Here is a 25,027-nt window from a genome sequence, read left to right as displayed (position 1 = left end):
CCCGTTCTCTCATGCCCGCGACCGCACCCGAACCCCAGTCCAGATGATCACCCACTGCCGCTCGAACAAGATCCGGTTTGCCACAACGCACTGAGAGGATCGAGTCATGGCCCGTCCGCCCCCTTACCCTGCCGAGCTTCGTGAGCGTGCGGTGCGCATGGTCGCGGAGGTCCGCCCCAACTACCCAACTGAGTAGGCCGCGATGAAGGCGGTCGCCGCGAAGCTGGGCATCGGTTCCGCTGAGACGGTGCGGACGTGGGTCCGCAAGGCCGAGGCCGCCACCGGCCAGCGTCCCGGGGTGACTTCGGAGGAGGCCGCGAACGGTGCAGCCGTCGCAGAGTGCGCGGATGGCGCGGCGGGCCAGTTCGGTTCCTTGCGAGGCGCCTTCTCCAGCGCCGCCCGCACCTGCTCTTGACGGCGGTGAACGCCGGCCCCCGTTGCCTGGGCAGACGATGACGGGGTCGGGCTCAGCGCACTGCTCGGCGTGCCGGATCACGTCGGCGATGCACCCGTGCGCGCGGAAGCTGTCCCCCGCACCTGCTCAACCTTGGGATACGGGCGGGGTGAACCGGCTGCCCCGCGGTGCGGCTGAGCAGCGACAGCCCGGACTGACGGTGCGCAGGCGGCTGTTCCGTACCGCCGATGGTCCTGAGACCGGCACCTGCGTTGTCCACTTTGTCTTCCTGATCGCCCAATATCAGGAAGTCGTGCGCACAAAGGCCGCCCCGACGGGCATGTCGGTGTGGGCGGTTAGCCTGTCGGTATGCGTGAGCGTGTCATCCCGGGGCGCAGTGGCGGCCTGATCCCTTTGCGTGCTGCGGACGCTGTGTGGGCCGGTATGACGACCGGCAGTGCTGTGCCGACGGCTTCCGCGGCGTTCACCTGTTCTCCTGCTCGTGCCCGGGCGGGGTACGTCTTGCTCGGCAGCTGTGTGGTGGCGACGGTGGAGGCAAGCGGCGGCCAGTGGAGTGTTGTGGAGACTGAGGTGCGCCGGGCGGCAGCGGAACTGAACGCGGTGGAGATGGACTGCCAGGACTTGGTCCGCATCGGTCCGTTTGGTGGCGCGCCGAAGAAGGAGTGCAACGAGACGACGCTGCTGCGCTGGCGCCAGCGCATCACCCGGGAGCTGCAGGAGGTGGGCGAGTTTGAGCGGGCAGACGGGCGTGAAGGCGGCGGGCCGTCCCATCTGGCGGGGATCGACTGGCGGCGGATACTCGTGGAGCAGACTCGCGACCGGACGGCGCGGACATGGTGGCTGCCGCGCGCCGTGGTCAGGCTGCTGGATGTGGCCGAGCACACCGAGACGCAATGGCTGCAAGCCGCGCGGACCTGCGGGGGGAACACGGCCGTCGCCGAGCCGCCCGCCCACGGCCGGCAGGCGCGGACCGCCGATGGCCGGCAGGGGACGAGCCACGACTGCGGGGCCGCCCCGCTGCGTCCGTACAACGGGGAACTGCAAGGCCACCTGTACTCGGCACTTAAGCGGAAACCCGGCACCTCCCGCAGGGTGGCTGGGTGGACGTGCGCCATCTGCCGCACCGCGCCCGCCACGGTACTCGATCACTGCCACGAACACGGCTACGTCCGCGCCCCTGTCTGCCAGTCCTGCAACACACAGGAACGACCCGACCACCTGTACAGCAACGACATCCGCGTGGCCAACCACTACACACGCCTCTTTGACACTCACGCCGCCGACTGGCTCTACCACTGGCACCGCTGTCCCGGCTGCCGCGCCCGCACCACCCTGCCACTGCCACACCTCGCCGCATGGACCGCCCACGTGGCCTGCCGATCGCTGCGCCCGACCCACCGCGATGTCCGCGGCTCCCGCGCGCGTAAACCCTGTGGTGTGCTGCGCGTGTCCTGGACGGGCAGTCAGAACGCGCCCGGTTCCTGCTTGCTCACTGTCGCCGTCGACTTCTGCCCTTCCGGCGAGCACCGTGTTCTGGCGCAAGTCCCCTACCGCGAAGCCGTCGAGCGGTTTGGCACCTGGTTGGCCGAGGCCGCCCCTGCCGTGGCCGCCGCGGCCGGACCCGACCGCCTGGACGGCCTCCCCGCCCGGTTCCGGCCGGTCATCGCGGATACCAGCGGTGAGGGTCTGGCGCTGTTCTGAGTGAGCAGCACCAGATCCGACACCCGCGGCCACCCACACCCGCCCGGCGCCGGTTCGCAGCCCACCCGGGCGCCCACGAAGCCCGCCGCTTGCCTCCGCCAACGCCACAAGCAGCCCCCCACCTCGGACATCTTTGGGACCCGCCGCGCCCAGGGTCTGGACCCCCGGCAGAGGGAACGCCTGCTCGGACTGTTCGTACCGGCGAGGTGAGCAGCGGTGGGTTGCTGGCGGGGGCCCGCGCCGGTGGTGATCAGCTGCCGTCGGGGCTGTGCCTCTCTCTGTTCGTCGTCGCGCCGCTCTTTCGGGCTGATGGGGATTCTTGGAAACGACCGGTATTGCTCCCCGCCTCACTTGATCCAGTTCTCAACGACCGGGGAGGGTTGGCAGGCATCACGCCGGCGACAAGCCGGTGCCGCGAGGCTGGTCAGGTGCAGCCCGCGCTCGCGGCCCTGCTCAAGGCTGTATGAGGCTCTTCCGGGCGGACCTACGCCTCTTCCGCGGGAATGGCCGGCCGTGCCGCGTAGCGGGTGCGCATCGCGTCGCTGGCTGCGGGGCCCGCGGTGAAGACGTAGGCGGCGCTGTCGTCGAGTCGGCGGCCGGTTTTGGCGTCGACGACGACGGGCTCGACTTCCTCGCCGGTGTGCGCGTCGACGAGGATCATGCTGCGCTCCGTCGGCGTGAGTCGGGAGTTGCCCCACGCGGCAAGGGCGACGATCACCGGGCGCAGGGAGCGCCCGAGTTCGGTCAGGACGTACTCGTGCCGGACGGGGCTGGTCTGGTAGGGCCGGCGCTCCAGCAGACCGTCGGCGACCAGGGTCTTCAGCCGGGTGGTGAGCATGCTGGAGGAGATGCCCAGGCTCTCCTGGAACTGGTCGAAGCGGGTGTAGCCGTCGAAGGCGTCGTGGAGGATCAGCAGTGTCCACCACTCACCGACGTGTTCCACCGTCGTGGACAGCGGGCACTCCCGGTCCTCCAGCCTGATCCGGCTCGCCACGGCGACCATCCCCTCAGTTACTGCTAAAGTCGAAGTAAGTAGCTTCTATTTTAGCAGGAGCGGCGCCCCGCATACCCGCGCCCGGGAACGGAGCACAACGTGACCGCATCCATCAGCGAATCCCTCGAAGGCCGACGCGCTCTGGTCACCGGCGGCACCAAGGGCACCGGAGCCGCGATCGCCCGACGGCTCGCCGAGGCCGGCGCGACCGTGCTGGTCACCGCCCGCAGCCGCCCCGACGACGTCGAGGAGAAGACGTTCATCACCACCGACCTGTCCACCGCCCAGGGCGCTGCCCACGTCGCCTCCGAGGTGGACGCCCGCATGGGAGGCGTCGACATCCTGGTCAACACCCTCGGCGGCTCCGAGGCACCAGCAGGAGGATTCGCCGCGCTCGGCGAGGACGACTGGGCAAGGGAGCTGAACACGAACCTGCTGGCCGCCGTCCGCCTGGACCGCGCACTCCTCCCGCACATGATCGCCACGGGCAAGGGCGCGGTCGTGCACGTCACCTCGATCCAGCGCCGCATGCCGCTGTGGAACGGCACCCTGGCCTACGCCGCCGCCAAGGCCGCCCTGACCACCTACAGCAAGGGCCTGGCCAACCAGGTCGCCCCGCACGGCGTCCGCGTCAACACCGTCTCGCCCGGCTTCGTCCAGACCTCGGCCGCCGACAACCTCGTCACCCGGATCGCCCACGACGCCGGCATCAGCCAGGAAGCGGCGCTGGGCCGGCTCATGGACTCCCTGGGAGGCATCCCGCTCGGCCGTCCCAACCGGCCCGAGGAGGTCGCCGAACTCGTCGCCTTCCTCGTCTCCGACCGCGCCTCGGCCATCGTCGGCGCCGAATACGTCATCGACGGCGGCACCACCCCCACCGTCTGAACCCGCCACCACCATCAGGAGCGTCATGCACGACAACCAGCCCCGGACCATCACCCCGGACGACCTGCCCGCGGTGATCACCCGCTACCTCACAGCGCACCGCGTCCACGACACCGCCACCGCGGTCACGACGTTCACCGACGACGCCACAGTGATCGACGACGGCAACACCTACCAGGGCAGCGCCGCGATCGAGCGGTGGCTGGACCGATCCGCCACCGAATTCACCTACACCATCCACCTCACGAACGCCCATCAGACCGACACGGCCCACTACATCGCCACACACCACCTCGAAGGCAACTTCCCCGGCGGCACCATCGATCTCCGCTATCGGTTCACGCTGCGCGACGACCTCATCGAACACCTCGCCATCGAACCCTGAACCCGCTCCCACACCACCTGCTCCCGCCCACGAGAGAGACCCCACCCACCCCCGGACCGCCCCGTCCCAGCCCCCGTGCCCACCCAGCCACCCGACCAAGAACCAGCCCTCAAGTTCGGCATCCACCCGCAGATCAGCACTTGCACGCCTGAAGAATCAAGGCGAGCAACTCCGGGGCCATCCTCGGCACAGGGTGAGGAGATTCAAAGATCCCCATCAGGGCTGGGCGGTTATGGGGGTGTTTCGTTGGGGTAGCGCGCCGACGCTCAGCGCCGCGGCGGTGGCGACCATCGCCACCCGGCGTCCGAACATGAAGCTCATGAAGTGTTCCCCCTTGAGATCGGCCCCGGAGCCCATAGTCCTGGCAACCGGAAGCTGTGCGGCGCCGTCCCGCTGACAGGCGTCCTCTTGATTGCCTGTCAGGCAAGATCACGGTACCGGGCTGCAGCTGTGCCGCCGGACGCTGGTCCAACGGGAGCAGATTCTGGGCCCGACCCACGTCGACACCCTGGTGAGCCGGAACCTGCTGGCCTCGGCCCTCGCTTTTGCCGGGGAGCCGGAGGAGGCAGTCGACCTGTACGAGACCACTCTCGGACAGCGCCGGGAGGTCCTCGGGAGCGGGCACCCCAAGACCCTGCAGACCCTGGCCGGCCTGGCGCTCTGCCGCCTCCAACTGGGCAACGCCGCGGCGGCTGTCCCGCTGCTCGAGGAGGCGCTGACCCGCCAGCAGCGGCTCTCCGGGCCGGACAGCCCCGATACCCTGCGCCACCTCCACAACCTCGCCGCCGCCTGCAGGTAGGCCGGAGACCTCGACCGGGCCCGGGAGCTGTTCACCACCGCACTGGACCGGCGAACACCCAGGTGCTGGGCGCAAAGCACTTCGAGACCCTCATCACGCTCAGCGGCCTGGCCCGGCTGCACCAGGCCGACGGAGACCTGGAACACGCCATCCCCCTGTACGAGGATGCGATCGCCGGTCTCACCGAGGCACTCGGCCCCGGCCACCCCACCACCCGAACCGTCTCCGGCTACCTCGCTGAGGCCCGCACTCCCCATCCGAGGTCTCGCTGGTGCATGCCCCTGCGCCGGATGAGGGGACGGCTTGTGCGCGCGGCAGGTACGCGAGATGGTCGCTTGGAGTGCGGGAGGTGGCCGTGATGCTCCGTGTCCGGCTGCCATCGTCATCGCATGGTCATGCCACCGCAAGACCATGCCACTTGTTCGGCAGCCGCCCCGGCCCGTCCTCGCTCCCTGCGTCGACGAAGGCGGCCGGCGGGTGTTCTCCGCCCTCGCCCCCCACTTCGGCGGCGCGCCTGCTCACCGCGCTGCGCAGGCGCTCCCGGCCGCGGAGGCAGTGACTACTGCGCCGTGCCTGCTCAACACGGTGACCGCATCGTCCAGTGCCTCGTCCAGGAGGTCCTCGGCGGCCAGGATCTTGTGGAGGGGGGTGGTCCGCTGCCGCCGGGGGAGCCGCTCTTTCCCTTCCCCCACACGTAGGTGGCGACCAGTGCCTCTCGGAGCGTCTCGCGCGCCAGCGTGTTGGCGACCATCGGCGTCACCTGCGCCCGGCTGACCCGGGCGTCCCCGGTGAAGGAGTGGGGAGCCAGTGCCGAAGGCCAGGGGGTGATCCCCGGCTGTGACGCAGCTCCTGTCGCCCCCGGGGGAGGCCGCCGTACCGTTGTCCGCACCTCCCCGCCCGGGCGCGCAGTGCCCGCGACCGGATCACCCACACCGGAACACCCAGGACAGGCGGGCATACGCACAGGACGGTCCACCATGCCCACCGCGCTCTCGCCCGTCATCGCCGCCTCCGCACGCTGGCTGCTGGCGGCCTTCCCCCCGGCCACCGGCCCGCTGAACCAGGCCCTGGCCGAAGCCCAGGCAGGCCATGCGGCCACCATCGCCGCCGCCCTGCGCTACCCCACCGCGCTGGACGCCGAACTGCTGGACCTGCTCGGCCCCGGCGGCTCCGGCCGGCTGGACTTCGTCACCGGCGCCGACGCACCCCCGCTGACGGACGCCACCCACGCCTGGCGCACCCAGGTCGACGAGACCGTCGTCAGCTGGGCGGCCTGCCTGCTGGCCGACGCCGACCTCGCCGCCCTGGCCGCCGCCTGCCTGGCCGCCACCCACCACGGCCCCGACAGCGTGGGCGACGCGCGCCGGCTGACCATCCCCAGCCCGCGAGACCACCGCGCGGCCCCCCTGCTGCGCCACCCGGACTTCCTCGGCCCGATCGCGGACCTCCACCGCGAGACCCTCCTCGGCCTCCTCGGCGCCGCCCCGGCCGTCACCGCCCCCGAACCCGGGTGACCACCGAGCCCGTACGACCACAGGCAGCCGGCCACCGTCGGGCCGCCGCGGCCCGTCGCGCTCAGGGCGCCTTGAACAGAGCCGGGAAACGCGGAGCGAGCCAGGGCTTGCGCCCCCCGACCAGGATGCGGCCCTGAGCGAGGGGACCCCACTGGCCCCGGCGCCCGAGCGCCATCAGGAGAAACGTGACCGGCTCGATGAGGATGGTGCAGTCCGTAACCGCTCCACACTCGATGGCAGGCCCCGACAGGCCGGACCACAGCTCAGCCGGCAACGGACGCAAGCGGCACCTGCGGCAGCTTCATCGCCCCGGCCGGTGTGGGCCAGCGCCGAAAAGAGGTGTAGGTTCCCGCGACCCGTGTCATCTGCCGCACCTCTGACCTCGACGGTTCTTGGACTTCCCACGCCATGTCATGTGCTGGATTCCCAGCGCCGTGTCATTTTCCTGGCTCGCCCAGCCAGAAGCGGCGACGCCGCCCAAGAAGAGGTTCACCGGACGGTCAGAAGCTCCAGCTGTAGAGGCCGCCGCCCGTGGTCACCGCAGACGCCGCAAGCCGGGACACTGCCTGCAGGACCGCCAGCAGATCATCGTCGGTCATTTCGTCCCCGTCGGCGGACCTGAGCCTCGCGGTCCAGCGATCTGCCAGCTCCTCCAGCTCAACGGAGGTGGCGTCGGCCAATGCCCGGATCAACCGCGGCGGCAGAGCGAACACCTCAACACCATCGTTCAAGGGGGCAGTGACCCACTCCGGCCACGGCCATGCAAGGAGCTGCTCGATCAGCGGGAGCTCGGCCGCGGGCTCCTCGAAGTACATGTCCCACTCCGCGATGGCACTGTCCGGCTCTATGAAACGGCAGGTCACAGACTCAAACGCCGGACCAGGTCCCTGTCGGCGCGTCGCAGCGGCACTCTCGTCGTCCGGAGCGAGGAAGAACACGATGTCGTGTGCTGGTCTGCAGGCGAGTGTCAGTTGGGCGTCGTCTTTTAGGTGTCAGTGACGCAAGCCCGGTGACCTGGTGGTTGGCGCTGACGCGCAGTGCTCATCTGCTACTGACATGACTGACGAAGGGGCATGCCGTTCTCGTGCAGACTGCTATAGCGGTTGCTGGATTTACGCTGGTCAGAGGCCTTGCCTGCCCGGAGTGCCGGAGACCGTGTCGCCGTTCCGTGAACCGTGGTTCTGGATCACTTTCAGTGCCGGGGCCACGGAGGGTCACCACAAGCGCGATCATGAACGGCCTCGCGCCGCGAGGAGGACCCGCTTGCGGAGCAGGTCGAAGTTCGCGCGGCCGAACATCTGCCGCTTGATCATCTTGATCTTGTTGTTGTGGCCTTCGACGGTGCCGGAGCTGTAGCGGAGGCTGAGCCCGGCGACGACGGCGTCGAGGTCCTGGCCGAGGCCGTTGACGAAGCCGTGCAGGGCGGGCACGTCGTCAGCCTGCACGCCATCCATCCACTGACCGAGGTCCTGGCCCCGACGGTCGTTCATCAAGTCGGCGAAGGCGCGGACGTGTTCGGCAGTGCGGTCGAGGGCAGGGCAGCGGGCGAGAATCTGCTTGAGCTGCTGGGCCTGGTCGTCGTGGAGGCGGTCGGGGTGGCGGGTGATCCAGCTGGTCACGTCGCGCACGGACGGGGCTTTGCGGGGCGGATCGTCGTGCGGGAAGGCTTCGCGGAGCCGTTGGACGTACCTCTTCACCACGCTCTCGCCGCCGGGATAGCCGCGCTCGCGGACTTCCTCGAACAGGCGGCGGGCAACGGTGCAGCCTTCCGCCCATCGCTGATGGAGGTGGGGCTTGTAGGGGTCGAGGATGCTGGTCCGGCCGGTCCACCGTCCGACCAGGAGCTCGTCCGCGGTGGCCGCATTGACGAGGCGGCGGACGGTGTTGCGGGCCAGGCCCAGTCGGCGGGCGATCGGCCGCAGGCCGAGCCCCTCATCCAGCAGGGTGTGGACGGCCGCGTGCTGCTCGCGCACCCGGTCGGACAGGCGGCCAGACTGCCGTGGTTCATCCGGGGAAGGCGGCGCTGGCTCCGGGCTCTCCAGGGGCTCGGCGGCGCGGACCGGGGCAGTGTTCTCCGGCTCGCGCAGTAGGGCGCGGTGCTGGATGACCGTCTTCTCGACGGCCTCCGCCAGGTTTTTCCAGATGTGCCACCGGTCCGCGACGTGAACCGCGTCCGGGGCACCGAGTCGTCCGGCCTCGGCGTATGCGGTGGACCGGTCACGGCAGATCACCTCGACGCCGGGATGGTCGGCGAGCCAGGCGGCCACCGTCGCCGTGGCCCGGTCGGGCAGCAGATCGATGGGACGGCGCGTGTCGATGTCCACCAGGATCGTGCCGTAGTTGTGTCCCTTGCGCAGAGCGAACTCGTCCACCCCGAGCACCCGTGGCGTGTGCACTTCGGGCTCCGGCAGGCGACGTATCAGCCGCAGGAGCGTCGACCGGCTCGCTCGGACCGCAAGCGTGTTCGCCAAGCGGGCCCCGGCCCGGCCGGCCAGCATCACCCCTACCTGTTGCAGCACCGTCTGCAGCCCGGAGCTTCGCCGCCCATGCCGGAACGTGAGTCCGTCGACCTGCTCGACGAACGTGGCCTGCCGGCAGTCGTGGTCACGGCAGCGGAACCGCCGTACCTGTAACTCGATCAACACGGGACGCCCGGCGACCGCAGTATCGGCAAGGCGGCGCACGTATCGGCTGTGCACCCGGCCCGACGCCGTCCTGCAGGCGGGACATGCGGCCCGCTCCGCCGATGCGCGGGCCCGCACGACCACCAACTCGCCGTCGACCACTGCGTTTTCGATCACTACGCCTTCGACCTGGTGGAACCACAGGTCCTGGAGGAACACATCACCCACGGCCGTTCATGATCGCGCTTGTGGTGACCCTCCGTGGCCCCGGCACTGAAAGTGATCCAGAACCCAGGTTCAGAGACCGCCGACAGACCGGCCAGAGTGTCGCGACGCGTTCCTTCATACAGGAGATGAGGATTCGTTCCAGACGGCCTGCGCGAAGAGATAGAAGGGTGATTCTGGAACGTAGCCCGGGCGGCGAAACCAGTTGCGGACCTGTTTGCCGCGTCCCTGCGGGCATCCTGATCGAGAGTGGCACCCATCGGCGAGGAGGACAGCCCCGCTAGGGCGCGCCGGTGTTGTCGCAGCGCGAGGCAACGGGGTGCCGCTCACCGTCAGTGTCCGCCTCCGGACGTCCCCACTGCGAGACCACGCACGACCACGACACTAACGCGGTGCGCCCTTCTGGCCACGGGCCGCCGCACTGGCGGTGCCTTGCGGAGCCGGTGCAAGACCTCAACGGAGCACGGTGGGTAAGTAGTCGGTGATGGGAAGACGTGGCCCGCAAGCCGCCCACACATGGTGCGCCGTCACTCCGGGCGCCAGCCTGTCGCATACTTCTCGTGCAGAGCGAGAGCGGCTGCCAGGTCTTCGTTCAGCTCGACCGTTCCCTCCTGCAGGGACTGGTGCAACGACGCGACGGCTTCGGCCAAATGTGCCTGAGGAGCCGTCAACACGCCTAAAAGAACCGGGCCAGGACACGGCCGGGCGGGCATGCGACTTTCTCAAGGCGCTCCCCATGTCTGTGGGGGCGGTGGCCGGGCATACGGGCTTCACCCTTCGAGAGGAGTTCCGTCATGCTCGGCATAGTCGCGGCAGTGCTGTTCTTCATCGCGTTCTTCCTCAACGCGGCCGAGATCAGCACCAATCACGCGTTCTCGTCAGTCAACGTCATGCTCCTGGGACTGACCGCGCTGGCCCTGCACGTTGCGGGGATCGGCAGCACCTGGTCCCGTAGGCGCTGACCCGGCGTCAAGCCCCCGCAACCCGCAGAGGCCAGCCGAAGAGACCACGCCACCCCCCACCCTCGCTGCCGCTCGGGCCGCAGGCCCGCCGGCCCCGCGCAGCGGGGCCGGCCTCCCGTGGCGCGCAGCGCCACCCGGTGACCGGAGCGCAGCGAAGGCACCGCATGGTGATGGTCTGCGGGGGAGTGTCGGTTGAACGTCGTCGTCTGGGCGTCAGTGATGCAGGTGCGGTGACCTGGTCGTTGGCGCTGACGGGTGGTGCTCACTTTCGAGAAGCTCTTGTTCGGGCTGCGCCGCTCACTCCAACCCGAGGTCGGCCAGCGCCTGGAGCCTGTCGGCGGTGAGCATCGCGCGCTTCGTCTTCGCGTCCGAGTCTCGCAATGTCGGGAGAATCCCCAGCTACAGGTGGTTGACACTTGAGACAATGCGGTCATGCCTCTGACCGGAGCCGAATACGAGCGGCTTACCCAGACCGCGCCGACACTCGACAGTGAAGCGGACGGGCGCTGGATAGCCTGTGACGAGTCGGGCTACGACGGCGAGGATCTTCTGAGCGAAGGCCTCTACATGATGGTGGCCGGAGTCGCCGTCGACGACGCGGAAGCCGAAGGCATCGTGCGCGACCTGCGCACAGAGACCAACATCCAGCCGGCCGTCCGCGATCTGAAGTTCAAGCACTTCCAGCGTGGAGACCGGCTGCAGAAGCTCAGCCGCCTGTGGCAGAAGGGCGGCGCACTGCACGGACGGTGTTCGGTTTACGTGGTCGACAAGCGATACGGAATCATGAGCAAGGTCATCGACCTCCTGGTCGAAGAAGAGGCCTACCTACGCGGCATCGACCTGCATGAAAACAGGCAGGCCAGAAGGCTTGCCAGAGCCCTCGCCTGCGACGGCCGGCGTGCGCTGAAGAACGACCGCTTCAACAAGCTGGAGCAGGCCTTCGTTGCCTTCGCCCGCCGCAGAGACCCCGGCGACCGGCAGGCCGTCATCCAGACCTTTTACGAAGAAGTGGAGGCGGCCTGGACTACATCGACCCGGCGCAACGTCACCGAGGCCCTGCGATGGCTTCGGGACACGCGTGCCCACGCGGAGGCACTTCACGACGACATAGCGCCTCAACAGCCGCCGCACCTGGAGCTTCTGGACACCGCGCTCGCCACCCTGACAAGAGCCTGGAGTGAGCGCTTGGGAGCGATCAGCGTCCTTGCTGACGAACACCGAGAACTCACGGACGCCCGGCTGGAGGTGACCAGAAACGTCCTGCGCTCCGGGGCCAGCGCTACGCCTTCCGTCATGCACCGGCGCCTTCGCATCCAGCGCATAGTGCGCGGGAGTTCCCATGAGCACGCGTCCATTCAGCTTGCCGACCTGCTCGCTGGCGCGGCGGGAAGCGTGGCCAAGGGCGGCACCGGCAACCCCACCGACGCCAGCGCGCTGCTGCGTCCGATCATCCTGCCGCTGATCGAGCAGACATCGCTCGTGCCCACCGAAGGGCCTGACCCCTTCAGCCGCGACCGGATGTGAAGAGCGCCTGACAAGCGCCCCCGAGCCGTTCCACGCCAGCATGCTCGGGCGGATCGACGGGGGGAACGTTGAGACCGATCTGATGTAAACCAGCGCTATGGACACGAAACAGGTCTTCTGCGCCCGCTGTAGCAGCGCGGACTCCCTCAACATCCGTATCGGCACGGAGATCGCGGAGGGCTACTGCCCACGCTGTGACAAATCCTTCCGCGCAACTCCGTGCCAGGAGTGCGGCGGCTTCCGTGTCGACGGCTCCTACGGCGTCTCTGGCGCGCGATTCGAAAGGCTCCCGGACACGGTTAAGTGCTGGGACTGCGGTCACCGCAATCCCCTTCGTGACCCTGGCCCGGACTAGGCCGTGTTTTAGGTCCGGGTTCCGTTCCATGCCTCGCGCCGTGATGATCACCGTGTGGGGCGTGGGGATCTTTCTGATGAGCAGTGGTCAGTGCTGGAGTCGTTGCTGCCTGCGGCGGGTGTGAGTCGCAGGTGGCCGGGGCGGCGACGCCTGGTGGACGGTGTGCGTTGGAGGGTGCGGACGGGTGTTCCATGGCGTGACCTGCCGCCTGAGTACGGGCCCTGGCAGACCGTGTACGGGTTGTTCCGGCGATGGCAGCGGCAGGGGGTGTGGGCGCGGCTGCTGACGCTGTTACAGGCGCGGGCCGATGAACCGCCCCGGGTTCGGTAGAGATCTCAGATTGTGGTTGTGACCTGGGGTTTCGTGAGCTCCGTGTAGTAGTTGGCTTCGTACTCGACGGGCGGGAGAAGCGTCTTCCAGGGCCGCTGGGGCTTGATCAACTCGGTTTTGAACAGGCCGATCGTGGACTCCATCAGGGCGTTGTCGTACGCGTCACCGACGGATCCGATGCTCGCCGCGATGCCGGCGGCGTCCAGGTGCTCGGCGAGCTTGAACGATGTGTATTGCGACCCGGCGTCGGAGTGATGGATCAACTCGCCTGGCCGAACGGACTGTTGGTCGCGGTCGCGTTGCCAGATGGCCATCTCCAGGGCGTCCAGGACGAAGACGGTCTCCTTCACGGTGGCCGCGGACCAGCCGACGATCCGGCGGGAGAAGGTGTCCACGACGAACGCGACATAGACGGTCGCGGACCAGGTCTTCACGTGGGTGAAGTCGGCCACCCAGCACCGGTTCGGAGCGGCGGCGACGAAGTCGCGGTCGACCAGATCGGGGGCCCGCTGGACCTGTCCGCCGGGGATCGTGGTGATGACGCGTTTGCCGCGCACCGCTCCCTGGATACCGAGCTCGCGCATCAGGCGCTCGACGGTACAGCGGGCCACCGCATGTCCCTGCCGGTTCAGCTCGCGCCAGATCTTCCGGGCTCCATAGACACGGTAGTTGGACGTGTAGACGTCCTGGATCCTCTCCTTGAGCTCCTCGTCGCGCACGGAGCGGGCGGAGGGCGTTTGGAGGCGTTTCTTGTGGGCGTAGTACGTGGAAGGGGCGATCTTGCAGTTGTGTGCGGTGAGCGTCCTGCAGATCGGCTCGACGCCGCCGAAGCGGTCCCGGTGCTCGTCGATGAACGCTACGAGCGAGTGTGTGGCCGGTCGAGCTCGGCGATGCTCCTATGTCAAGCTGCCAGGCGAACCGGGAGGTCAGAGGGGGCCGCGGTCGGCTGAGCTGCGCCCTCGTCGGCCAGCAGGGCCCGAAAGACGCGGTCGGAGATGCGTCGTCGCAGCAGTCGCACCGCTTCCTTGGGCGTCTTGCCGCGGGCCAGCTGCTTTGCGAAATAGTCGGCGCCTTCACCGCCGCGGCGCGCCTGCGTGACCGCGATCATGTGCAGGGCGTGGTTGATGGCTCGGTTTCCGCCCCGGTTCAGGCGCACGCGGATCTTGTTGGAGGACCAGACCGGGATCGGGGCGGTGCCGGTGAAGTGCGCGTAGGCGTCCTTGGACTTGAACCGGTTGGCGCCGGCCGTCTCGCCGATGATGACGGCCGCGCTGAGCACGCCGCAGCCGGGGATGGCCAGCAGCGACGGCGCCAGTACCTCGACCAGCTTACGCAGCCGAGCTTCCAGCGCGTTGATCTGCTCGGTCAGCCGTCGGCACTCGACGACCAGGTCGCGGGCGATCTCCACCACGACGCCCGCATGGTCGGCGAGGGCCGCAGCGAGCGCGTCGAACACGCACAAACGGCGCAAGCCCCGAGAGGGCACGGGCAGTTCGGGATCGATCTCGTGCAGGAACCAGCGCAGCTTGTTCGCCGCCGCGGTACGGGAGCGCACCAGGCGGCGGCGGTGATCGGCCAGGAGCTTCACGTCCCGGGCCGGGCCCGCGAGGCTGGCCCGGGGCAGGTCGGGCTCGCGCAGCGCCACCCGGGCCACCGCCTCGGCGTCGATCGGGTCGGACTTGCCTCGCTCGCGGGCCGAGCGGCGAGCCCCGGCCATCAGCCGGGTGTGCACCCGCACCACCTCATGACCGGCCACCAGGAGGTCGACCTCGAAGCGGCGGGTCAGATGGCGGCAGTCCTCTATGGCCAACAAGACCTGTCCGAACTGGGCAAACCACTTGATCGCCTGGGCGTGACCGGCCGGGGTCGCGGCGACGGTGACCTCACCGACGCGGCGTCCCAGCGGGTCGACCGCGACCAGCGTGTGCGTCTTCTTGTGTCCGTCGATGCCGACAACGTGCACGAAAGCCTCCGCAGATCGGTGGAGAGTCGATGGGCCTCTCCACCGCGGGGGCACGCCTCAATCGGGCTCGCGCGGCACGCTCCTATCAGGCCACTCCGCGGCGGAGACCCGGGCCGGCGGGGCGGCACATCGCCGACAAGCCACCATCGCTGGGGCAGCAAAGAAACGAGCCAGCCCCGCCGGTGCCCGTCACTCTGTCATCACCCGTAGGCCCGTGTCTCAGACTCTGTCATTGACGCGAAGAAACTCGCCGCGGCCTTCAGGATCTCGTTCGCCCGCTTCAGCTCGGCGTTCTCCTTCTTCAGCGCCTTCAGCTGGGCGGACTCCTCCGTGGACGTCCCCGGGCGCTGCCCCGCGTCGATCTCTTGCTGCTTCACCCAGTTCCGCAGTGTCTCGCGGGAGCCGATGCCGAGTTTGTCCGCGACCGCCTGCAAGGCGGCCGTCTCGTTCGGGTAGTCGTCGCGCACTTCGGCGACCATGCGCACCGCGCGACGGCGCAGCTCAAGCGGGTAACGGGAGGGTCGTGCCATGACTCAATCCTTTCACGGAATCGAGTCTCTACCTGACACGGGGCGGTTCAGAACGAGGTCGACCCTATGCTGACGGTCGTGCAGGTACTGGGCATGAGCAGTGAGGACGAGATGGTCGCCTGCTTCTTGAGCGGCGAGCTGTCCAGCCAGAGGTTCGGCCAGAACCTCCGGTCCCACCTGGCGGCAGCCGGGCAGGCCGAGCAGTTGCTGACGCATCCAGACCTCTCCGACGCTGGAGCGAACTTCGCACGTCGTGCTCTGCTCGCTGCGACGCGCGGGTACGGCGAGAACCGCGATCTGTTCGAAAACTTCCCCCCTGAGGTCACCTGGACCAGGGCACTCCTGTCCGCCGACGAGGCGGCCAGCGTGCGCTACCTCAAGTATTCCTACTGGGTCGAACTGTCGGGTGGCAGCCGCCGGCCGACCGACGCGGCCGCACGCATCAAGGCAGGGCTGCGGGCGTTCGACGTGTCCAACGAACCGTTTGTCGACGCAGCCCAGGCGCTCATCAGAGGCGAGCGGTTTCCTCCGCTCATCCTCGTGGGCGAGAAGCAGGACAATCTGGTCTGCCTTGAGGGCCACCTGCGCCTGACCGCCTACGCCATCGTTGGCTTCCCGACCGACATCGAGTGCCTGATCGGCACCGCGCCGACCATGGGACGCTGGGCGCAGTAGTCCAGTCACACCAAGCTCTCGGCGCACTAAATGAACCTTAGGAGAGGTTCTGATCCGCCCTTGCTGTTGGCTCGGGTCATCAGGTGGGCTGATGGCGCGGATTGACAGAGTTGCTCGGGCGGCGCTGGGCGAACAAGCCGGGTTCGGGTTCGGCCAAGACACCGAGACCGACCAGGCGCTTGAGCTTGTGCCGGGTGCTCTCGATGTTCTTCGGCTTGAGCGGGAGGTCCAGGGCCTGGCACAGGTCGCGGGCACGCATCGGTCCAGTAGCGTCGGCGAAGACGTCGAGGATCTGCTGGTAGGCGGGGTGGGCTGGCAGGACGGGCGGCTCCTCGGCTGGCTCCGGGGTCGCCGGCGGGAGGGCGAGGAGCGTCTTGCGGGTCACCGCCAGGCTCTCGATCTCCTCGTCGAGTTCACGCAGGCGCACGGTGAGCTCGTCCATCTGCGCACGAATCTGCGCTGCATCGCCGACGACCTCGCGTTCGCGCGCGTCGATCCGCTCCAGAAGCGGCGTGACCTGGTCATCCATGCGGTCACCCGCGCCAGGTGGGCGTGGTCTGGCCGGTGAGACGGCGTGCTATCACGTCGATCATGGCCCAGCGCACCCTGGACTCCGAGGACTTCGGCCTGCACTCGTAGTCCCGCACGAGCCGTCGGAACAGCATGAGGGTGCCGAGCGTCTGCTCCACGATCCACCTCTTGGCCTGCGGGACGAAGCCGGTGCCCTTGTCGGCGGGGTTGCGTTCGACGATCTCGACGTCGATGCCGACCGTGGTGCCGTGCTCGACGACGGTCTTCTTGAAGCCCTGGTCCACCAGGGCCTTCTTGATGGGGCCGATGGGGGCGACCTGGCCGAGCAGGGCGATGCCGAACGCGTTGTCGTGCGCGCTGGCGGCCAGCACGGTCACGGCGATGACCAGGCCGAGGACGTCCACCGCCAGCCCGCGCTTGCGGCCCGGCACCTTCTTGGCCGCGTCCTTCCCGGTCGTGGCCGCGGGCACGTTCGCCGCGGCGTGGACGCTCTGCGTGTCGATCACGACCAGGCTCGGGTCTTCCGACCGCCCGGCCTTCTCGCGGACCTGTCAGCGCAGCAGGTCGTTGATCTTCACGTCCGTGCCGTCATCGCGCCAGGCCGCGAAGTAGTAGTAGCCGGCCGACTTCGGCGGCAGGTCGTGCGGGAGGTAGTCCCACTGGCAGCCGGTCCTGCCCTGGTACAGGATCGCGTTGATGATCTCCCGCATCTTGTACCGGCCCTGGTGTCCCGTCGGGGACGGGTGGTCGGCCTTCCACGCCGCGATCACCGGCTCGATCAGCGCCCACCGCTCATCGGACAGGTCGCTCTTGTAGGGCTTGCGGTCACTCACCCGAACAGCCCAGCAGGACCAAGCCGCGCGACCGGCCCCAACCGCCCAAACCCACACGATCAGGCGACGGTAAAACCGTCATACCGGCTCAGAATGCCCTCTCAGACATCTTTGGGACCCGCAGCGCCCAGGGTCTGGACCCCCGGCAGAGGGAACTTCTGCTCGGACTGTTCGTACCGGCGAGGTGAGCAGCGGTGGGTTGCTGGCGCGGGCCTGTGCCGGCGGTGATCAGCTGCCGTCGGGGCTGTGCCTCTGTCTGTTCGTCGTCGCGCCGCTCTTTCGGGCTGGGTGGTTATGGGGGTGTTTCGCTGGGGTTCGTGTCCTGCTCATGTTCGTCGTGGCGCTGTTGTTGGGTCTGGTGGTTGTGGTCGGTTGGCTGCTGTTGTGGGGTGAGGGATCGGGCGGCGTCGCACTGAATGCAGGCTGCTGTGCGGGGTTGACCGAGGGCGGCGAGGGCCTCTTGCCGGGTGAGTGTTCGGTTGCTGGGGGTGCAGCCGATGACGTGGAGGAGTGTGGCGCCCGGGTGTCCGGGGCGGTGGGGCAGGTGCTGGAGTGTCCATGCGGGCGGGCGTTTGTGGGACGGGGTGTCGGTTTGGGACAGACGGTGGGTCGGGACGTGTTCGTAGGAGACGCCGGGTACGGGGCGTGCGTGTGCGGGGCTCACCCAGACGCGTTGCTCGGCAGGTTCGGCGGAGCCGTTTGTGCCGTTCTGCCACAGCAGGATTCCTACCTGGTAGAGCCAGCCGTCCTTCACCTGTCGGCGGGCGTGCAGCCGTCCGCGGACTTCCTGGGCGTCGGGGAGTATGACGAAGATCGGAGCTCCTTGAGGTGGCGTTGTGGTCACGAGCGGCGATCTTGGAGTACGAGCAGCGCTGCGAGGGCCGTGGCGGGGTCAGGGTCGCTTTGACCGATGGGCCACCAGGCGCCGTCCTGTTTCCCGTAGGGATACCAGCGGCCGTCGCGGCCGTAGCGCAGTTGGCGGTCGCGGCCGACGACGGTGAAGCGGTTGCGCCACGCGCGCAGCTGGGGAGGCCGTCCGTCCGCCCAGTCCTCGGCGAGCGAGGCTCGGGCGCGGGTGAGTACGGATGGGTTGGGGGTCCAGGGGTCCTCGAGGACCGCGAGTGCGGCCGTGCCGCCGTAACTCCAGGCCCGTACGGCCTGGGCGAGCTCGATTAGCGGGCGGCCGGTGCTCTCGGCGATCCGGGCGAAGACCTCTGTGTGTGGGTGCGCGGCGGCTATGCGCACGGCGTCCTGCCACTGCGTCAGGTCGGATGGATTGGGTGGTGTGTCGTTCGCCAGCGCGGCGGCGAGTTGGCGACGGGCGCGCTCGGCTGCGTCGGCGGCCAGGGTTTGAAGCGCCTGCGGGTCGATGCCTGGTTCGGGGGGCCGGGACGCCTCGAAGACGGGCGGGTGCCCGGTGTGTTCGGGCAGGGGTGGCGGTCCGGGCAGCGGTGGCAGGTCGGCGCGCGCCGCGAAGGCCTCCCGGGCCGGTGTACCTGTGGGTGGGGTGGGAGTTCGCGGGGACGGAACCGACGCTGAAGCCGAGGCTGCCGCCTGCGATGCCGCGCGGGCGGCGTTGCGGCGGGCGAGCTCGTCCAGCAGCTGCTGTTTGCCGCGGCCGCGCATCAACAGCAGTACGAAGGGGTCTTCGTCCAGCAGGCGTGCGACCTGGTAGCACAGCGCGGCGCCGTGCTTGCACGGGTAGCCCCAGTCGGGGCAGGAGCAGGACGGCTGAAGGTCGTTGGCGGACGGTAGCAGCCGTACGCCGGCCTTCAGCGCGTCCTTGACCAGCTCGGTGGGCATGTCGCGGTCCAGCAGTGCGGCGATGTGCCCGGCGCGCGCCGCCACCGCGTGAAGGAGCCGGTCCCATTCCGCGTCGCTGAGGACGGGGATCGCCAAGGACACCCGGTAGGGCCGCGGCCTGCTGCCCTGCACCGCGGCGCTGATCCGGCCAGGGACCACGGTCATCTCGCCCACGGATCCGCGCCGCGCGTAGGTGCGACCGCGGGCCAGGCGGCCGGAATCGAGTGAGCACTCCTCCAGCGCCGACACCCACGCCTGGCCCCACCAGGTGGAGACGAAACCGCCCCGGCGGCCGGGAGCCGGCGGGAAGGGAGGGAAAGTGCGGGCGAGCTGATCCTGGGCCCGCTGCTGGGGCTTCGTCGGGCGCGGGCTCACGTGCTCCTTCCCCTCGTGGTGCGCTGACGGTCTGTGCTCCAAGGCGCGGTGTTGTAGCGCATCGTTACCAGTTCGGCTAGTTCGGCGTCGGAGAGTTCGGTGAGGGCCGCCTCGCCATGGCTCAGCACTGCGTCCGCGAGCCCCTTCTTCTGCTTGAGCATCTGCGCGATCCGATCCTCGACCGTCCCCTCCGCGATCAGGCGGTGCACCTGCACCGGCTGGGTCTGGCCGATGCGGTACGCGCGGTCGGTGGCCTGGTCTTCGACCGCCGGGTTCCACCAGCGGTCGAAGTGGATGACGTGGCCGGCGCGGGTCAGGTTGAGGCCGGTGCCGGCGGCCTTGAGGGAGAGCAGGAAGACCTGCCGTTCGCCGCGCTGGAAGCGGTCGACCATCTCCTCGCGCTGCTTCACCGGCGTCCCGCCGTGCAGGAACTGCGCCGCGATGCCACCGTCTGCGAGATGCTGCTCCAGCAGGCGGCCCATCTCGACGTACTGGGTGAAGACGAGCACCGAGCCGTCCTCGGCCACGATCGCATCCAGCAGCTCATCGAGCAGCTCCAGTTTGCCGGAGCGGCCGGCGAGCTTGGTGTTCTTCTCCTTCAGGTACTGCGCCGGGTGGTTGCAGACCTGCTTGAGGCCGGTGAGCAGCTTCATCACCAGGCCCCGCCGGGCCATTCCGTCCGCCTCGCCGATCGCCGCCAGCGACTCGCGCACCAGCGCCTCGTACAGGGACGCCTGCTCCTTCGTCAGCGAGACAGGCTGGTCGGTCTCGGTCTTGGGCGGTAGCTCGGGGGCAATACCAGGGTCGGACTTTCGGCGGCGCAGGAGGAAGGGACGGACCAGGCGGGCGAGACGGTTCGCACTCTCCTGGTCGCCGTCGGCCTCGACCGCGCGGGCGTAGCGGTCGCGGAAGGCGGTGAGCGTGCCGAGCAGGCCGGGTGTCGTCCAGTCGAGCAGGGCCCATAGCTCGGAGAGGTTGTTCTCAACCGGGGTGCCGGTCAGCGCGATGCGCCCGGCGGCGGGGACGGTGCGCAGCGCCCGCGCGGTGTCGGAGTACGGGTTCTTGACGTGCTGCGCCTCGTCCGCGACGAGCAGGCCCCACGGCATAGCGGTGTCGGCCAGGAGCGCCGCGTCGCGGCGGAGTGTGCCGTACGTGGTGAGGACGAAGGAGTTCGGTGTGAGGTCCTCCAGGGTGCGGCCCGGGCCGTGGAAGCGGCGTACGGGGACGCCGGGTGCGAAGCGCTGCACTTCACGCTCCCAGTTGCCGAGCAGCGACGTCGGACAGACCACCAGGGTGGGGCCGTGGGCCGATCGCTCGTGATGGCGCAGGTGGAGGGAGATCAGGGTGATCGTTTTGCCGAGGCCCATGTCATCGGCGAGACAGCAGCCCAGGCCGAGGGAGGTCATCCGGTCCAGCCAGATCAGGCCTCGCAGCTGGTAGTCGCGCAGGGTGGCTGCGAGCATGGCGGGCTGGCCGGCGGTGGCCGATGCGGCGTCCGGGCCCGCCTCCGGCTCGGCGATCCGCGCGCGCAACTGCTCCAGGGCGCCGCCCGCAGTGACCGGTACGGACGTGCCGTCGATCTCTACCTCGCCGGTCAGCGCCGCGCCCAGGGCGTCGATCGCGGTGAGCTCCCGGCCGCGCTGCTTGCGGACCTTGCGGACCAGCGCCTGGTCGACCACCACCCACTGGTCGCGCAGCCGCACCACCGGGCGGTGCGCCTCGACCAGCCGGTCCATCTCCTCCTCGGTCAGCGACTTTCCGCCCAACGCCAACTGCCAGCGGAATTCAAGGAGCTGACCGCAGGAGAGGAAGGTCTCCAGGTCCGAGGGCGTCTTTTTGCGCCGGGGCGGCTCCAGCAGGCCGGTCGCGGTCAGCTCCTTCGTCAGGCCCTTTGGCAGGTGGACCTGGATTCCGGCGGCGGCCAGCCGCTCCGCAGCCTCGCCGAGCAGTTCCAGCAACTCGTCGTCGGCGAGCTGCAGCACATCGGGCGCGGCCGAGGAGAGCAGGCGCGACAGCGGCGGCCATGCCTTCGCGCCGCGGCGCAGCGCCAGCAGGGCGTCGATACGGGTACGGGCGGCGAACTGCTCCTGAGCGGCTGCAGCCCCCGCCCACAGCTCGGCCGCATCTGCCACCAGGGTGGGGTCGGCGAGGCTGTGCAGCTGCACCACGGCCCGGAACTTTGGCCCGCCGCCGCTGTCGCCGATGTCTGCGCCGTCCCACCCGTCGCTGTCTCCCTCCAGACGCAGGGAGACCCGCACACCCGCGTCCATCCCGGCGGCCACCTCGGCCGCCCACTCACGCTGCTCGGGGATAGGCACCGGCATCCGAGCGGCGAACGCCGGACCGGCCATCAGATAGCGCGCTGCCGGGGAGCGCGGCAGGCCGTCCGCGACCGCATCCAAAAAGGCCCGCAGCAGCGGCTCGGCGGCGGGCAGCGCAACGGGCGACGAGCCCGGCAGCGGGACCGCGCGCGCCTCCGGCGGCATCGCCGCCGCGAGGTCGCGTATCCGGCGCACGTCGTCGCCGTCCAGCGGACCGAGCCGCCAGGCGTCGAACCCGGTGGGGCTCAGCCCCGGCAGCAGCCGCCCCCGCGCGGCAAGTTGAAGCGCGATCAGGGCCCCTGCTCCCCACAACGCGGCGGAAAGGGAGGCGTTGCCGCTTGGCACCATGGCGCGAGCGCGGGTGAGTACGGGCACCGCCTGCGCGACCGGCAGCAGCACCGCGCTCACGCTCCGCCGCCGGATCCCGTTCCCGTGCGGCCGCACGACGGTGAGCTCCCCCGGCTCCACATCGCAGTCGGGCAGCTCGCCGCCGTCCGCCCGCCAGAACGCCACACGGCCTTCCCTGGCCGGATCTCCGGGCAGGAAGACGGCTTCGCATGCGCTGAGCGCGGCTGAGGCAGCCGGCGCAACCGCTCCCGGCCTCCTCTGCCCGGCAGGCTCCTCCACTTCGACGACCTGGAGGATACGCGCCATGATCGTATGCCCTTCGAGCCGGAGTGCGGGTACGCGCTGGAATGACACCGTCACGCCGTGTCATCGCGCATTCACAAGCTGTACGGCGGAATGCTATCGGCCCGTGACGGGCGCTCGCGGCGCGGACAAAGGACGCATGAGCGTCAGTGCACCCAATCCTTGAGCGGCTTGGTGCCCAGCGTGACGCCGACCGGCGCAGTGGACGACGACCTCGCACGTGTCGCAGTCGATGGGCAGGTACACGAGGATGCCGGCCTCGGCGTAGGCACGGCGCTTCTCGACTCGATCGCGCTGCTCAGATTCGGGCCGCACGAGGTCTCCTCGACGACCACCAGGGTGCCCTCCGGGTCGGTTGCGGTGTGGTCGAGGTAGTGCGGCTTGTCCTGGCGGCCGTTGTCGCTCCAGGTGAGGGCGCGGCCGAGTTGGGCGCAGCGTTCCGCGGTGACGTGGGTGAACGTTGCCACCGCTCGTCTCTCCTTGTGATCAGGGGCAGGTCGGACGGAGCGGACGTGCCCCGGGGTGGTTTGGCGGTCACCGCCCCGGGGTGTGGGCTCGTCGGCCTACGGGCCTGTGAGGTCGCGGTGGATGCACTCGCTGGTTTCGCGGGCTTCCCGCTGCCCGACCACCGCCTGCCGGTTCGCCTCCGGCAGCCCGGCCCACACCTGCCCGTCCGGCACTACCTGCACTGTTGTCTGGGGCCGACGTCACTGTCGTCGGGCATGGCGACTTGTTCCCCTCGTCGCTGATCCGGCCCCGCAACCGATGGGCCACAGCGGCCAACCGCTGCAAGCCCTCACGCCCGATTATCGGTGTCCCCGCGCTGCTTTGACTATCCATAAGCGCAGTGTGCTGTGCGATTGAAGGGACCATGTCATGGCTGTCGGGCTACCGTCGTCTCAGCCCCCGCTACGAACGAAATCCCCGCAACTACCTGGCCTTTCTCGGTCTCGCCCCAGCCATCTGCTACTACAGACGACTCGTCCGCCTCACCACATAGGGCACGGTCTAAGGGCAGTGGCCCAGGGCCCATCGGACCTTGTCGCGGCTGTCGTCTACTGCCCCCATCGGCCAGTGGGCCCGGGTCGTCTTTCGGGGTGCCACACAGCGAAGCCGGCTCCGGGATACGGTCCTCCAGTTGCCGACGGCGCGAGCCATCGGCGTCGCCGATAGGAGTCTCAATGCCTGACCTTCGCGCCATCGACCTCAACCTGCTGGTCGACCTCGATGCGTTGCTCACCACGCGGAACGTCACTAGCGCCGCGCGTCAGCTGAACTTGAGCCAGTCCGCGATGAGCGGATCGCTCGCCCGACTCCGCAAGCTCTTCGACGACCCGTTGCTGGTCCGCAACGGTCGGAAGCTCACCCCCACAACGAGGGCGGAAGCCCTCGCCGAACCGATCCGCGAGATCTTGAGCCAGGTGCGGGACGTGCTTACCGATACCGAGGCATTTGATCCAGCGACGGCCCATCGCACGTTCTCGATCAGCGCCTCGGACTACGCCACCGCCGTCTTGCTTGCGCCGATGCTGCGCACTCTGTCGACGGAGGCTCCACACATAACGATCAACGTGCGGCCGCGGTCCGACGACGTCCGCACGCTGCTGCATGATGATCGCGTCGACCTTGCCATCGAGCCCCGTGAGCTGATGGCGGAGACCGCGCTGCCGAACGCTGTGCTGTTTCAGGACCGCTGGATGTGCATCATGGACGCCTCGGTTCGGCCAGATCCGGATGTGCCGATCGACGTCGCAAGCTTCCTTGCACTACCACACATCTTGTACTCGATCGGACCGGGCCTGCAGCTCAACCACGCCGACCGGCACCTCGTCAACCAGGGGCTCAGCCGGCGAGTCGAGGTCACGCTCGAGAGCTTCCTGCTGGTGCCGCTGCTGATTCGCGGGACCGAACTGGTCAGCTTGGTACTCGAACGGTCGGCTCGGCTTCACTCTCTTGAGGGGCTGTTGCTCGTCGAGCCGCCGGTTCCAGTTCCCGACATCAACGAAGCGATGTACTGGAACCCGCGGCATACCGGTGACCCGGGCCATACCTGGTTGCGCGACAAGCTGCTCAGCGCGGCCGGGGAGCTCTCAGCCACGTCGTCCGAAGCAATCGTGGGAAGTCCTGGCCCACGGCCGGCCACGGCCTGATCGCCGCGCTGCGTGATCTTCGGTGGTTGTCCCGGCGCTTTCGGAAGGAGCGGCCAAAGAGCAAGAGCGTTTTCTCCCGCCGGTCGTGTTTGTTCCAGGGTTAGGTGCACCGTCAGTTCGGGGTGGATTCACGTGCGAGGCGTCGACTTATGAGATCGATCACCGCGACGTAAGCATTCAGCGTAGTTGGAGTGAGTAGTGGTTGTGGGTGTCCGGTGACCGCGCGGTCGCCAGCCGGCGGGGTGAGGCCAGGGCTGCGGGTGGCAGCCAGTTTCTGCCCCTGAATACGTCGCGGAGTCCCCCGAGAAAGCAGCCGGGGCTGATCGCTGTGGACCTGGCCGCCGTCCATGAGCAACGCCGCGCGCTGGAAGCGCAGATCACCGAATCGCTGGGCCCTGAGTAGGGGGGGGGGGGGGGGGGGGGGGGGTGGGGGGGGAACCCGAGCACACCCCACACCCCCCCCCTAAAAGACACGCGAGCAC

Annotated in this window: 21 protein-coding genes and 6 pseudogenes; 13 read left to right on the top strand and 14 right to left on the bottom strand. The window is 69.0% G+C overall.

Features of this window, described 5'->3' with window-relative positions:
* Positions 1-106: 106 nt before the first annotated feature.
* Positions 107-316 (top strand): annotated as a pseudogene (locus ACZ5NH_RS43745) (IS3-like element ISMyma3 family transposase); the annotation flags it as partial.
* A gap of 447 nt (positions 317-763) precedes the next feature.
* Positions 764-2,116 (top strand): endonuclease domain-containing protein, encoded by a 1,353-nt coding sequence (locus tag ACZ5NH_RS43740; protein ID WP_468783847.1) that lies wholly within the window; start codon positions 764-766, stop codon positions 2,114-2,116.
* A gap of 484 nt (positions 2,117-2,600) precedes the next feature.
* On the opposite strand, the gene ACZ5NH_RS43735 is transcribed toward ACZ5NH_RS43740, so the two are convergent.
* Complete coding sequence (locus ACZ5NH_RS43735) at positions 2,601-3,119, bottom strand: winged helix-turn-helix transcriptional regulator (RefSeq protein WP_453278195.1); 519 nt, start codon at positions 3,117-3,119, stop codon at positions 2,601-2,603.
* Positions 3,120-3,209: 90 nt separating this feature from the next.
* Here ACZ5NH_RS43735 and ACZ5NH_RS43730 point away from each other — a divergent pair, with 90 nt between their 5' ends.
* The 4 genes from ACZ5NH_RS43730 to ACZ5NH_RS43715 all read left to right on the top strand — a co-directional run bounded on the left by ACZ5NH_RS43730 (position 3,210) and on the right by ACZ5NH_RS43715 (position 5,538).
* The gene (locus ACZ5NH_RS43730; protein WP_468783845.1) at positions 3,210-3,995 is read left to right on the top strand and encodes an SDR family oxidoreductase; all 786 of its coding nucleotides are present in this window, start codon (positions 3,210-3,212) and stop codon (positions 3,993-3,995) included.
* Positions 3,996-4,020: 25 nt separating this feature from the next.
* Positions 4,021-4,380: a nuclear transport factor 2 family protein gene (locus tag ACZ5NH_RS43725; protein WP_468783843.1), complete on the top strand. Its 360-nt coding sequence runs from the start codon at positions 4,021-4,023 to the stop codon at positions 4,378-4,380.
* Between the two features lie 412 nt (positions 4,381-4,792).
* Positions 4,793-5,179, top strand: a complete 387-nt coding sequence (locus ACZ5NH_RS43720; protein WP_468783841.1) for a tetratricopeptide repeat protein — start codon at positions 4,793-4,795, stop codon at positions 5,177-5,179.
* Positions 5,180-5,241: 62 nt separating this feature from the next.
* Positions 5,242-5,538: a tetratricopeptide repeat protein gene (locus ACZ5NH_RS43715; RefSeq protein ID WP_468783839.1), complete on the top strand. Its 297-nt coding sequence runs from the start codon at positions 5,242-5,244 to the stop codon at positions 5,536-5,538.
* A 218-nt stretch (positions 5,539-5,756) separates the two neighbouring features.
* Here ACZ5NH_RS43715 and ACZ5NH_RS43710 read toward each other — a convergent pair whose 3' ends face one another.
* Positions 5,757-6,137 (bottom strand): 8-oxoguanine DNA glycosylase OGG fold protein, encoded by a 381-nt coding sequence (locus tag ACZ5NH_RS43710; protein WP_468783837.1) that lies wholly within the window; start codon positions 6,135-6,137, stop codon positions 5,757-5,759.
* 19 nt (positions 6,138-6,156) lie between these two features.
* On the opposite strand from ACZ5NH_RS43710, the gene ACZ5NH_RS43705 reads away from it, so the two are divergent.
* The gene (locus ACZ5NH_RS43705) at positions 6,157-6,693 is read left to right on the top strand and encodes a hypothetical protein (protein WP_020937384.1); all 537 of its coding nucleotides are present in this window, start codon (positions 6,157-6,159) and stop codon (positions 6,691-6,693) included.
* Positions 6,694-6,754: 61 nt separating this feature from the next.
* Here ACZ5NH_RS43705 and ACZ5NH_RS43700 read toward each other — a convergent pair.
* The 3 genes and pseudogenes from ACZ5NH_RS43700 to ACZ5NH_RS43690 form a co-directional block, all read right to left on the bottom strand.
* Positions 6,755-6,907: pseudogene (locus ACZ5NH_RS43700) on the bottom strand (maleylpyruvate isomerase family mycothiol-dependent enzyme); the annotation flags it as partial.
* Positions 6,908-7,193: 286 nt separating this feature from the next.
* Complete coding sequence (locus tag ACZ5NH_RS43695) at positions 7,194-7,508, bottom strand: hypothetical protein (protein ID WP_468783835.1); 315 nt, start codon at positions 7,506-7,508, stop codon at positions 7,194-7,196.
* 414 nt (positions 7,509-7,922) lie between these two features.
* Positions 7,923-9,545, bottom strand: coding sequence for an ISL3 family transposase (locus ACZ5NH_RS43690; RefSeq protein ID WP_468783834.1), 1,623 nt, complete (start codon positions 9,543-9,545; stop codon positions 7,923-7,925).
* A gap of 791 nt (positions 9,546-10,336) precedes the next feature.
* On the opposite strand from ACZ5NH_RS43690, the gene ACZ5NH_RS43685 reads away from it, so the two are divergent.
* From ACZ5NH_RS43685 to ACZ5NH_RS43675, 3 genes are all read left to right on the top strand, one after another.
* Positions 10,337-10,504, top strand: a complete 168-nt coding sequence (locus tag ACZ5NH_RS43685; RefSeq protein WP_468783832.1) for a hypothetical protein — start codon at positions 10,337-10,339, stop codon at positions 10,502-10,504.
* 432 nt (positions 10,505-10,936) lie between these two features.
* Positions 10,937-12,028 carry a DUF3800 domain-containing protein gene (locus tag ACZ5NH_RS43680; protein WP_468783830.1) on the top strand — a complete coding sequence of 364 codons (1,092 nt, stop codon included), beginning with the start codon at positions 10,937-10,939 and terminating at the stop codon, positions 12,026-12,028.
* A 409-nt stretch (positions 12,029-12,437) separates the two neighbouring features.
* Positions 12,438-12,713 (top strand): transposase, encoded by a 276-nt coding sequence (locus tag ACZ5NH_RS43675; protein WP_468783828.1) that lies wholly within the window; start codon positions 12,438-12,440, stop codon positions 12,711-12,713.
* A gap of 5 nt (positions 12,714-12,718) precedes the next feature.
* Here the strand turns inward: ACZ5NH_RS43675 and ACZ5NH_RS43670 are convergent.
* The 3 genes and pseudogenes from ACZ5NH_RS43670 to ACZ5NH_RS43660 all read right to left on the bottom strand — a co-directional run.
* A pseudogene (locus tag ACZ5NH_RS43670) lies at positions 12,719-13,570 on the bottom strand (IS3 family transposase); the annotation flags it as partial.
* 44 nt (positions 13,571-13,614) lie between these two features.
* Entirely contained in the window at positions 13,615-14,676 is a 1,062-nt protein-coding gene (locus ACZ5NH_RS43665; protein ID WP_468783826.1) for an IS110 family RNA-guided transposase, read from the bottom strand.
* A 242-nt stretch (positions 14,677-14,918) separates the two neighbouring features.
* Positions 14,919-15,206 (bottom strand): annotated as a pseudogene (locus tag ACZ5NH_RS43660) (transposase); the annotation flags it as partial.
* A 66-nt stretch (positions 15,207-15,272) separates the two neighbouring features.
* Here ACZ5NH_RS43660 and ACZ5NH_RS43655 point away from each other — a divergent pair.
* Positions 15,273-15,881 carry a hypothetical protein gene (locus tag ACZ5NH_RS43655; RefSeq protein WP_468783824.1) on the top strand — a complete coding sequence of 203 codons (609 nt, stop codon included), beginning with the start codon at positions 15,273-15,275 and terminating at the stop codon, positions 15,879-15,881.
* A gap of 79 nt (positions 15,882-15,960) precedes the next feature.
* On the opposite strand, the gene ACZ5NH_RS43650 is transcribed toward ACZ5NH_RS43655, so the two are convergent.
* The 6 genes and pseudogenes from ACZ5NH_RS43650 to ACZ5NH_RS43625 all read right to left on the bottom strand — a co-directional run bounded on the left by ACZ5NH_RS43650 (position 15,961) and on the right by ACZ5NH_RS43625 (position 22,862).
* Positions 15,961-16,410 carry a hypothetical protein gene (locus ACZ5NH_RS43650; RefSeq protein ID WP_468783822.1) on the bottom strand — a complete coding sequence of 150 codons (450 nt, stop codon included), beginning with the start codon at positions 16,408-16,410 and terminating at the stop codon, positions 15,961-15,963.
* 4 nt (positions 16,411-16,414) lie between these two features.
* A pseudogene (locus tag ACZ5NH_RS43645) lies at positions 16,415-17,245 on the bottom strand (IS5 family transposase).
* Positions 17,246-17,537: 292 nt separating this feature from the next.
* A complete protein-coding gene (locus tag ACZ5NH_RS43640) occupies positions 17,538-17,909 on the bottom strand; it encodes a DUF6233 domain-containing protein (RefSeq protein ID WP_468783849.1) in 372 nt (123 codons plus the stop codon).
* Positions 17,910-18,085: 176 nt separating this feature from the next.
* On the bottom strand, positions 18,086-19,423 hold the full coding sequence (locus ACZ5NH_RS43635; RefSeq protein WP_468783820.1) for an SWIM zinc finger family protein: 1,338 nt from the start codon (positions 19,421-19,423) through the stop codon (positions 18,086-18,088).
* Positions 19,420-22,398: a DEAD/DEAH box helicase gene (locus ACZ5NH_RS43630; RefSeq protein WP_468783818.1), complete on the bottom strand. Its 2,979-nt coding sequence runs from the start codon at positions 22,396-22,398 to the stop codon at positions 19,420-19,422. The genes ACZ5NH_RS43635 and ACZ5NH_RS43630 overlap by 4 nt, the downstream gene beginning before the upstream one ends.
* Positions 22,399-22,541: 143 nt before the next feature.
* A complete protein-coding gene (locus ACZ5NH_RS43625) occupies positions 22,542-22,862 on the bottom strand; it encodes a hypothetical protein (protein ID WP_468783816.1) in 321 nt (106 codons plus the stop codon).
* A 392-nt stretch (positions 22,863-23,254) separates the two neighbouring features.
* Between ACZ5NH_RS43625 and ACZ5NH_RS43620 the strand changes: the two are divergent.
* Together ACZ5NH_RS43620 and ACZ5NH_RS43615 are read left to right on the top strand one after the other, a co-directional pair.
* Positions 23,255-23,395 (top strand): annotated as a pseudogene (locus ACZ5NH_RS43620) (IS5/IS1182 family transposase); the annotation flags it as partial.
* Positions 23,396-23,576: 181 nt separating this feature from the next.
* Positions 23,577-24,545, top strand: a complete 969-nt coding sequence (locus tag ACZ5NH_RS43615; RefSeq protein ID WP_451005838.1) for a LysR family transcriptional regulator — start codon at positions 23,577-23,579, stop codon at positions 24,543-24,545.
* Positions 24,546-25,027 lie beyond the last annotated feature (482 nt).

This window comes from Streptomyces sp. NPDC031426, from assembly GCF_055581585.1.
The sequence above is the reverse complement of the archived record's forward strand: the minus strand, read 5'-3'. Positions and strand labels throughout refer to the sequence as shown.